Consider the following 9322-nt stretch of genomic DNA (forward strand, 5'->3'; position numbering starts at 1 on the left):
CACGCGAGTTTTATATTGGTACAGATGGGTATGTACGAGACGGTTTCTTAGATAAATTAAAAGAAAAAGCAATGAAAGTTTTAAAAGGCGAAGCACGTCCAAACGCTGTCTTTCCTTTTATTTGTAAGCTCAATGATGAAAGAGAAGTTGATGATTTAGATAAATGGGAATTTGCGAATCCCATGTTATCAAAGCCATTAAGTGAATATGCTGAAGGCTTATTTGAAACGATGAAGGAAGAATATGAAGATCTAGAAGATGATCCAGACAACCGAATTGAATTCATGACAAAACGAATGAATTTACCTGTTTCGGATTTAGAACGTTCGGTTGCAAAATGGGAAGAAATCGTTGCTACAAATCGTCCATTTCCTGACTTATATGGACGAGAATGTGTTGGAGCTTTAGATTTTGCAAGTATTAGAGATTTCGCTGCTTGCGGTCTTTTATTTAGGGTAGATGGTGAATATATTTTCAAAACTCATTCATTTGTCCGAAAAGAGTTTGTTGATATTTACTATGGATACTCTAAAAAAGCAAAGGAATTTAAAAAAGAGAAATATGCACCAATTAGAGAATGGGAAGAACAAGGTTTGTTAACTGTTGTAGATGAACCGACAATTAATCCTCAACATATTGTCGATTGGTTTGTTGAAATGCGTGACTCTTACGGATTGAAGAAAATTATTGCCGATAATTTCCGTATGGAAGCAATAAGACCGTTATTAGAAGCAGAAAGATTTGAAATAGAAGTTATAAGAAATCCTAGAGCAATTCATAGTTTACTAGCACCTCGAATTGAAATGGCATTCGCAAATAAACAAATCGTTTTTGATGATAATCCTATGATGCGTTGGTATACACAAAACGTATTGGTTGTTATTAAAGCCGATGGTAACAAAGTTTATGAGAAGAAGGAGCCGGTTCGTAGAAAGACTGATGGCTTCCAGTGTTTTGTACATGCTCTTTATAGGGCTGATGAAATACAAGAAGTAACTGATTTTGTTATAGGCGACATTAAATTCTAATACGAGGGGGTGATGACAATTGGATGGATCAGTGATGTATTAAATAAAAACAAAGAAATTGCGTTTATGTTTGATGTAGATATGTTTATCGATACAGCGAACAGAGTTCACATGAAGCGACTAGCGATTGATACCTGTATATCATTTTTAGGAAGAACAATTAGTCAATCGGAATTTAGAGTTAAAAATGGTGAAGCATTTGAAAAGAATGAACTTTATTATCGCTTAAATGTTAGACCAAATAAGAATATGACAGCAAGTACATTCTGGGAAAAATTCATTCAGAAGCTTGTTTATGATAATGAGTGTTTAGTTATACAAGCGGATGACGAGGATTTACTTATTGCTGATGACTTTCAACATAATGAATACGCTGTTTTTGAAGATACATTTACGAATGTAGTAGTAAAAGATTATGAATTTAAGAGAAGTTTTAAACAGAGTGAAGTTATCCATTTAAAATATCGAAATGATAAGTTATCACCGCTTATTGATGGACTCTTTGCTGATTATGGCGATTTATTCGGCAGAATTTTAAGTTCTCAGAAACGAAAAAATCAAATTCGTGGCACGGTTGATATGGATATAATCGGTGCTAAAACACAAGAACAGGTAGATAAGTTACAAAAATTCATAGATGACATGTATCAAGCGATCGGTAAGAAAGATATCGCTATTGTCCCACAGCAAAAAGGAATTGAGTACAAAGAAGTTTATAATGGCTCTGCTAATGGTCCTAGTGTGGAAGAAATAAATAAAGTAACAAATGGTTTCTTAAATCAAGTAGCGATGTCAATGGGAATACCTACAGCTTTAATATATGGCGAAATGGCTGATATTGAGAAGCAAACGAAAAATTACATGAATTTCACAGTAAAACCTTTGTTAAAAAAGATTTCTGATGAAGTAAACGTTAAATTTTTTGAAATGAATGAGTATCTTGAAGGGCAAAGAGTTGAGGTTAAATCTATTTCTTATCAGACTATATTCGAGCTTGCGGAAAGTATTGATAAGCTCATTTCTTCAGGTGCTTTTAAAGGTAATGAGGTTAGATTAGAAGTTGGTTATGATATCTCAGACGATCCAAATTTAAATAAACATTATATTACGAAAAATTATGCTGAAATGAATGCTGGAGGTGAGAATATAAATGACGGTGAAAATTGACGTTAAAGGACCAATTATATCTAATGATGAAGCTTGGATTTATGATTGGTTTGAAATGGATGCTGCAAGCCCAGGTAAAATTTCAAAAGAACTAACTAATGCCAACGGTGAGGATTTAATTGTATCGATTAACAGTCCCGGTGGTTATGTGCACGAAGGATCAGAAATTTATACAGCGCTGAAAAATTATCCTGGTCATGTGGAAGTTCAAATTGTCGGTTTGGCTGCAAGTGCAGCTTCTGTTATTGCGATGGCTGGTGATAAAGTCCGAATTTCACCTACAGCACAAATTATGATTCACAATGCTTCTATGTGGAATGGTGGAGATCATCGTGATATGGAAAAAGCTGCTGAAATGTTGAAAACGACTGATCGAGCAATTGTAAACGCCTATATCATTAAAAGTGGTAAATCAGAAGAGGAACTACTTCATATGATGGCTGAAGAAACTTGGATGGGTCCACAACAAGCATTAGAAAATAATTTTGTGGATGAAATCATGTTTATGGATAATCAGGTTAAAATGACAGCGTCAGCTTCTACTGCTGCCATGCTTCCACAAAAGGTAATCGATGGTTTTAGAAATGGAACAATGAACAAAAGCCAAGGGATTACAAAAGAAGATTTAAATGCAGCGTTATCAGGTTTGAAAAATGAAATTTTGAATGATTTACAAACGAATACAAATCCAAAAGAGCCTATTCAAAAGCCTGTTCATACAAAACAGAATTTGAGTACGCTCTTTTTAACTTTAGGAGGAAAATAAAATATGGTTATTAAGTTTAATAATTTTGAAGAGAAGAAACTAGCTTTCGCGAAAGCAACACAAGAAGGTACAGCGGAAGAACAATCAGCAGCGTTAAATTCCATGATTGAAGCACTTGCTACAGATGTTCGTTCAGATATTTTAAATCAAGTGAATGAATCAATGGTAGATCGTTCTATTATGCAATCTCGCGGTGCTAATGTACTAACAAGTGAAGAAATGAAGTTCTTTAATGCTGTTGTTGAAGATGGTGGTTTTAAATCTACTGAAACTTTACCTAAGACAACACAAGAGAGAATTTTTGATGATTTAGTTCAAGGTCATCCGTTACTAGAGCATATCGGTTTAGAGAATTTAGGAGCCGTGACAGAATTTATTTATGGAGATTCAGAGGGGGCAGCTGTATGGGGACCTTTATTTGGTGATATTAAAGGGCAATTAAATGCTACATTCCGAAAAGAATCAATTACTCAACTGAAATTAACTGCATTTATTCCATTAGCGAATGATATGTTAAAGCTTGGTCCAGTATGGGTGGAACGATATGTTCGTACTATGATTACAGAAGCGATGTCAGTAGGTTTAGAACGTGGTTTTGTAGCTGGTACGGGTAAAAATGAACCTATTGGATTATTAAAAGACCCTAGCGGAAGTGTCACGAATGGAGTATATCCCGATAAAAAAGTTGCTGGAACTTTAACTTTTGAGCCTGGTCGCAAAACAATTAATGAATTAAAAGGCGTGGTCAAATTATTGGCTAAAAAATTAAATCCTGATGGTAAAACAGATGCAGATCGACCAAAAAATATTGCTGGTAAAGTAGTTATGGTAACAAATCCATTCGATACTTTTGATATTCAAGCAAATGCTACGATTCAAAATGCGGCAGGTGTATATGTAACGAGCTTACCTTTTAATCCAATCCCAACAGAATCTGTATTTGTACCTCAAGGACAAGTGGTTTTCTTTGTTAAAGGGGAATACATTGCAGCGATGGGTGGAACAGAGCCAATCAAAAAGTATGAAGAAACATTAGCTTTAGAAGATGCAACTGTTTATATTGCTAAACAATATGCTACAGGTAAACCAAAGGATAAATACACTTCACAAGTTTATACATTGAAACTTGAAGAAGTAACGCCACCGACACAAGGATGATGTGAATGGATAAGGTAATTTCGAATGGAGTATTACAGGAATTTAAAGATAGGATGCACTTGGGTGATGAGGAAGATGATAACCTAAAGCGCATCCTTTCTACGTCTAACAAGGCGTTACTTAGGATTTGCGGGAGTTATGATTTAAATAATGACGAGGAGTTCAAAGAATTAGTCTTTGAACGCTCTCGTTATGTTTATAACGATGCATTAGAGTATTTTGACAAGAATTTTTTAAGTCAGATTAATAGTTTAGGCATCGATAAAGCATTAGAAGAAATTAAATTGGACGGTGATTAATATGCGTCCTTTTCAGTATAAAAAACCACTGAATACAGGTGATTGTAGAAATCGAATTATCATTGAGCAACCTGAAGTAATAAAAGATGATTTGAATCAAGAAGTTGAAACAGGTAATTGGCAAGAAGTAAAAAAAGCATGGGCAATGATAAAAACGGTAAAAGGTTCGGGGTACATTGAAGCTTCGGCATCACAATCTACACGAATTTATCGGTTTGTGATGCCTTATACAGCAGGTATTACAGAATTAATGAGAATCAATATGAAAGGTCGTATCTTTGATATTATCGAACCGCCAATGAATGATGATGAAATGTATCAAACATTGACTATTATCGCAAAGGAGCATATTTGATATGAATGATTTTGCGAGCGAACTTGCTAGAGAATTACAAAGATATGCAAATGTTGTGGAAGAAGAATTACTGACAGCGCAAGAAGAAGTTGCTGATGTTGCTGTAGAAAAATTAAAGCAAGGTAGTCCTAAAAAAACAGGGGCATATCGTAAAGGATGGCGTAAGAAAAAAGAAGGTAATAGTGTTGTCGTCCACAATTCACAAGGACAATTAACGCATCTTTTAGAAAATGGACATGCGAAAGTTGGAGGTGGGCGTGTTCCGGCTCAAGTGCATATTCGTCCAGTTGAAGAGTATGTAATTAATGAATTGCCAAGGCGTATCGAGAGAGCGGTTCAAGAATGACATTAGGTGAATTAACAAAAATCCTTGAAGCTACAGGTTATCCTGTGGCTTATTCGCATTTCATAGCAACGCCAGGAAAGCCAGTACCAGTGCCACCTTATATTTGTATCCTTGTTGATGGATCAGCAAATTTAATGGCTGATAATAAGGTGTATTACAAGATAGACGATGCAAATATTGAACTTTACACAAATAAAAAAGATTTAGTTGCAGAAGAAAAACTTGAAAAAGTCCTAGACGATCATGAAATTCCTTATGACTCATATGGGACTTTTATTGAATCTGAAAAAATGTATCAAAAAATATATGAAACGAGGTTGATTTAAATGAATGAAAATAAAGTAGCTTTTGGTCTGAAAAATGTCTACTATGCACTCTATGAAATTAAAGATGGCGCAATTACATTCAGTACACCGATTCGATTACCAGGTGCAGTTGAATTAACCTTTGAACCACGAGGAGATCTAATTGAGTTCTACGCTGATGACATGCTGTACTATGCAGCAAGCAATAACCAAGGTTATGACGGTACGCTATCCATCGCGACAATTCCAGAGCAATTTGCAGTTGATGCATTGGGAGAGGAATTAGACACAGAAGATGGTGTATTAAATGAATTAGCTGACGCAAAAGGAAAACCATTTGCTTTATTGTTTGAATTCGATGGCGATGTACGAGCGACTCGACATGTTATGTTTAACTGCGCAGCAAGTCGTCCAACAATTGCATCTAAAACGAAAACAAATTCAGCAGAACCTAACACAAATGAACTTAAATTTGTATCAAGCCCTATTGATATTAACGGAAAACGTATGGTTAAAACGAAAACTACAACTAAATCAAAACAAGAAATCTATAATAATTGGTACAAAAAAGTGTATACAAAGTTACCTGTAGTACCAAAAGGGGCGTAAGTGAATGGAAAAGACAATTACAATAGACGGGAAAAAAGTCAGATTAAAAGCTACAGCAGCAACAGTTAAGCGATATAAAGCACAATTCAGACGGAATTTATTTGCTGATTTGATGGGATTAGGGGCAATTAGTGCAGTAACTTCACCAGGTGGCTCACAACAGCCAATTGATATGTCTAATGTTGATTTAAGCAATGTGGATTTTGAACTTATTTATGACTTAACTTGGTTATACGCTAAAACGGCTGATCCGAATATTCCTGATCCTATGACATGGCTGGATGAATTTGAAGAATTCCCAATTGAAGAAATCATGCCAGAGGTAATGGAATTAGTTCAGCTCACTATGGGAGCAAAAAAAAATAAAGAAAAACAATGGAGAGCAAGGGACATTCAGTGATGAAGAATTTACCACTGAATGTCCCTTGCTCTTTGTTATAAAGCAAATTTAACACAAGGTGACTTAGAAGAAATGACCGTTGGTGATTGCTTTGATTACATTGCTGAATTTGCTGAATTAGAGAATCCAGATAAAGAAAAAGTTAGAAAAGCAGGTCAAAAAGACTTCGATTCATTCTAAGGAAGGAGTGAGAAAATGGCAGGAAGAATTAAAGGGATTACGATTGAAATTAATGGTAATACCGGGCCGTTACAAAACGCTCTAAAAGATGTTAATAAACAAAGCGATTTTTTAGCTAAAGAACTAAAAGACGTCGAGCGTTTGTTAAAGTTCAATCCTGGTAATGTGGAAGCATTAGCGCAAAAACAACAGTTACTTACACAGCAGATTGAAAATACAACGCAAAAACTAGATAAATTGAAAGCAGCGGAACAACAAGTACAAGCTCAATTTCAAAACGGTAAAATTTCTGAAGAACAATATCGTGCATTCAGGCGTGAAATTGAATTTACAGAAGGATCGCTTAATGGTCTGAAAAATAAACTCGGAAGCATGAAAGCTGAGCAAGAGAATGTAGCGAGTTCTACAAGGCAATTAGAAACATTGTTTAGAGCTACAGGAAAAAGCGTTGATGATTTTGCAGGAGCATTAGGAAATCGTCTTGTGAATGCAATTCGAAATGGAACAGCTACAAGTCGTCAGTTAGAGCAGGCAATTGGAATTATTGGCCGTGAAGCATTAGGTGCAGGAACAGATATTGATAAATTGCAACGAGCTCTTCGGTCTGTGGATGCTGGAAACTCAATACGGCAAGTGCAAAATGAATTAAGAGATTTACAACAAGAAGCTGGAAGAACTGAGAAAAAGTTTGAAGGATTAAAAGTAGGATTAGAAAATGTTATCGGTGGATTAGCAGCTGGTGGCGGAATTGCAAAGGCTATTGAAAAAGCAATGGACATGTCAAAGCTACAAACGAAGATTGATATCTCTTTCGATGTTCCTGAGTCCTCAAAGAAATCAGTAGAGGAAGCAGTAAGAGGCATTTCAGCATATGGATTAGATGCTGAAGAATCGCTTGAAGGTGTAAGAAGACAATGGGCTTTAAATAAAAATGTTAGTGATGAAGCAAATGCTTCATTTGTAAAAAGCGCAGCTGTTATTTCTAAAGCATATGCAGGTATAGATTTCACTGAATTAATTCAAGAAACAAATGAAATAGGAAATGAATTAGGGATTTCCCAAGAGGGCGCTCTTGGGATGGCTGATGCATTACTAAAAATGGGCTTCCCACCAGAACAATTAGATATTATTGCTGAATATGGTGGACAGTTGACGAGAGCAGGATACAACGCTGAAGAAGTGCAAGCTATTATGGCAGCTGGGGTTGAAACTGGTACCTGGAATATTGATAATCTTTTAGATGGTCTAAAAGAAGGGCGTATCAAAGCAGCTGAGTTCGGCCAAGGTGTCGATAAAGCAATGAAAGAAGCTCTTGAAGGTACACAAATTTCAGCAGAGCAAGTTGAAAAATGGGGTCAAGCTGTCGCTAATGGTGGTAAAGAAGGTTCAGCAGCTATGACTGAGATCGCACAAGCCTTATCACAAGTTGAAGATGAAACAAAGCGTAATGAATTAGGCGTTAAATTTTTCGGTACAATGTACGAGGATCAAGGGCGAAACATCATTAATACTTTGCTAGGTGCGAAAGATAAAACGGTTGATTTTGGAAAACAACAAGATAAATTGAATGATTCCATTAAGAAAATGGATGCAAACCCAGCGGTTAAATTCCAAAAGGCGATGCAAGATTTACAAATGGCTCTCAAACCTGTTCTTGGAGTTATCGCTGATGTTGTTGCTAAAATAGCGGATTGGATTTCTAATAATCCTAAATTAGCGGCTACGTTGGCAGCTATAGCAGTAGCTATTGGTGTAATTTCAGGAGCATTTATGGCTTTAGCACCAATCGTTGTCGTCATATCGAGTATAGGTTTAGCAATGACAGGTTGGATAGCTCTATTCGGTGTGATTGTTGCAGCTGTAGTTGCTTTAGGTATTACTATATATCAAAATTGGGATTCTATAAGTCAATGGACGATAGATACCTTTAATTCTATAGGTAAATATTTATCTGAATTGTGGAGTGGAATAGTCGAAACAGCATCATCTTGGTTATCTTCGCTTGTAGAATCAGTGTCTGGTTGGTGGGCTTCTCTAGTAGAATCAACGACAATGTGGCTATCTTCACTTGTCGAAACGGCATCGTCTTATTGGTCATCCCTAGTAGAAACGGCTTCTACATGGCTATCTTCTCTAGTAGAAACAGCCTCAGGATGGTTTTCTTCTTTAATTGATACAGCTGTAGGTTGGCTCTCCTCTTTGGTTGAGACGGCATCTACTTGGTGGTCATCTTTGGTAGAAACAGCAACTCAATTTTTCATACAACTATACCAAAAATGGCAAGAAATTTGGAATTCTATACTTACATTCTTAGATCCAATTATTTCATTAATTTCAACGGTACTACAAGCTGGATGGTTATTAATCCAAGCTGGAGCGCAAATTGCTTGGGCGGCAATATCTCAATATATTATTCAACCAATTCAACAAGCTTATGAATGGGTAAGTACAAAAATTGGCGAATTAGTTACATGGCTTGGTACACAATGGGAAATTGCAAAAGCGGTAGCGCAAGTTGCGTGGGGATTATTTAAACAGTATATCATTCAACCGGTTCAGGAAACTTGGACTTTAGTGAAGCAAAAATTTACTGATTTAGTTTCTTGGCTTGGTTCACAGTGGGAATTAGCGAAGTCTTAGAACCTGTTTAAAATCTTTTTAATAAAATCGCTACACCTGCCAATAAGCAACTCTGTCTGCTATTTTCAA

Annotated in this window: 10 protein-coding genes and 1 pseudogene; all 11 read left to right on the forward strand. The window is 36.1% G+C overall.

Translation table 11 applies throughout. The annotated features are described in order from the left end of the window. Positions 1-1028, forward strand: a 1028-nt coding sequence (locus tag ACQRBL_RS27835; protein ID WP_427736027.1) for a terminase TerL endonuclease subunit, incomplete at its 5' end; no start/stop codon positions are given. Between the two features lie 12 nt (positions 1029-1040). After that, positions 1041-2195: a phage portal protein gene (locus ACQRBL_RS27840; protein WP_411996816.1), complete on the forward strand. Its 1155-nt coding sequence runs from the start codon at positions 1041-1043 to the stop codon at positions 2193-2195. Then, a complete protein-coding gene (locus ACQRBL_RS27845) occupies positions 2179-2961 on the forward strand; it encodes a head maturation protease, ClpP-related (RefSeq protein ID WP_277547654.1) in 783 nt (260 codons plus the stop codon). The genes ACQRBL_RS27840 and ACQRBL_RS27845 overlap by 17 nt, the downstream gene beginning before the upstream one ends. 3 nt (positions 2962-2964) lie before the next feature. Further along, the gene (locus ACQRBL_RS27850) at positions 2965-4119 is read left to right on the forward strand and encodes a phage major capsid protein (RefSeq protein WP_427736030.1); all 1155 of its coding nucleotides are present in this window, start codon (positions 2965-2967) and stop codon (positions 4117-4119) included. 5 nt (positions 4120-4124) lie between these two features. After that, positions 4125-4418, forward strand: coding sequence for a hypothetical protein (locus tag ACQRBL_RS27855; RefSeq protein ID WP_411996857.1), 294 nt, complete (start codon positions 4125-4127; stop codon positions 4416-4418). Position 4419: 1 nt separating this feature from the next. Continuing rightward, the gene (locus ACQRBL_RS27860; RefSeq protein ID WP_427736032.1) at positions 4420-4773 is read left to right on the forward strand and encodes a phage head closure protein; all 354 of its coding nucleotides are present in this window, start codon (positions 4420-4422) and stop codon (positions 4771-4773) included. 1 nt (position 4774) lies between these two features. Further along, complete coding sequence (locus ACQRBL_RS27865; RefSeq protein ID WP_271143454.1) at positions 4775-5119, forward strand: HK97 gp10 family phage protein; 345 nt, start codon at positions 4775-4777, stop codon at positions 5117-5119. Then, the gene (locus tag ACQRBL_RS27870) at positions 5116-5445 is read left to right on the forward strand and encodes a hypothetical protein (RefSeq protein ID WP_427736035.1); all 330 of its coding nucleotides are present in this window, start codon (positions 5116-5118) and stop codon (positions 5443-5445) included. The genes ACQRBL_RS27865 and ACQRBL_RS27870 overlap by 4 nt, the downstream gene beginning before the upstream one ends. Continuing rightward, on the forward strand, positions 5446-6033 hold the full coding sequence (locus ACQRBL_RS27875; RefSeq protein WP_411996770.1) for a major tail protein: 588 nt from the start codon (positions 5446-5448) through the stop codon (positions 6031-6033). Between the two features lie 4 nt (positions 6034-6037). Next, complete coding sequence (locus ACQRBL_RS27880; protein WP_256424508.1) at positions 6038-6433, forward strand: hypothetical protein; 396 nt, start codon at positions 6038-6040, stop codon at positions 6431-6433. A 195-nt stretch (positions 6434-6628) separates the two neighbouring features. Continuing rightward, positions 6629-9250, forward strand: a pseudogene (locus ACQRBL_RS27885) (DUF2207 domain-containing protein); the annotation flags it as partial. Positions 9251-9322 lie beyond the last annotated feature (72 nt).

Origin of the sequence: Bacillus sp. AF62 (assembly GCF_050312695.1) — a bacterium.
In the GTDB taxonomy this organism is placed as follows: domain Bacteria; phylum Bacillota; class Bacilli; order Bacillales; family Bacillaceae_G; genus Bacillus_A; species Bacillus_A cereus.

Excerpts from the sequence above, each read along its gene's own strand:
- ACQRBL_RS27870 (WP_427736035.1), top strand. The coding sequence starts at position 5,116 with ATGACATTAGGTGAATTAACAAAAATCCTTGAAGCTACAGGTTATCCT.
- ACQRBL_RS27875 (WP_411996770.1), top strand. The coding sequence starts at position 5,446 with ATGAATGAAAATAAAGTAGCTTTTGGTCTGAAAAATGTCTACTATGCA.
- ACQRBL_RS27860 (WP_427736032.1), top strand. The coding sequence starts at position 4,420 with ATGCGTCCTTTTCAGTATAAAAAACCACTGAATACAGGTGATTGTAGA.
- ACQRBL_RS27845 (WP_277547654.1), top strand. The coding sequence starts at position 2,179 with ATGACGGTGAAAATTGACGTTAAAGGACCAATTATATCTAATGATGAA.
- ACQRBL_RS27850 (WP_427736030.1), top strand. The coding sequence starts at position 2,965 with ATGGTTATTAAGTTTAATAATTTTGAAGAGAAGAAACTAGCTTTCGCG.
- ACQRBL_RS27880 (WP_256424508.1), top strand. The coding sequence starts at position 6,038 with ATGGAAAAGACAATTACAATAGACGGGAAAAAAGTCAGATTAAAAGCT.
- ACQRBL_RS27840 (WP_411996816.1), top strand. The coding sequence starts at position 1,041 with ATGACAATTGGATGGATCAGTGATGTATTAAATAAAAACAAAGAAATT.
- ACQRBL_RS27855 (WP_411996857.1), top strand. The coding sequence starts at position 4,125 with ATGGATAAGGTAATTTCGAATGGAGTATTACAGGAATTTAAAGATAGG.
- ACQRBL_RS27865 (WP_271143454.1), top strand. The coding sequence starts at position 4,775 with ATGAATGATTTTGCGAGCGAACTTGCTAGAGAATTACAAAGATATGCA.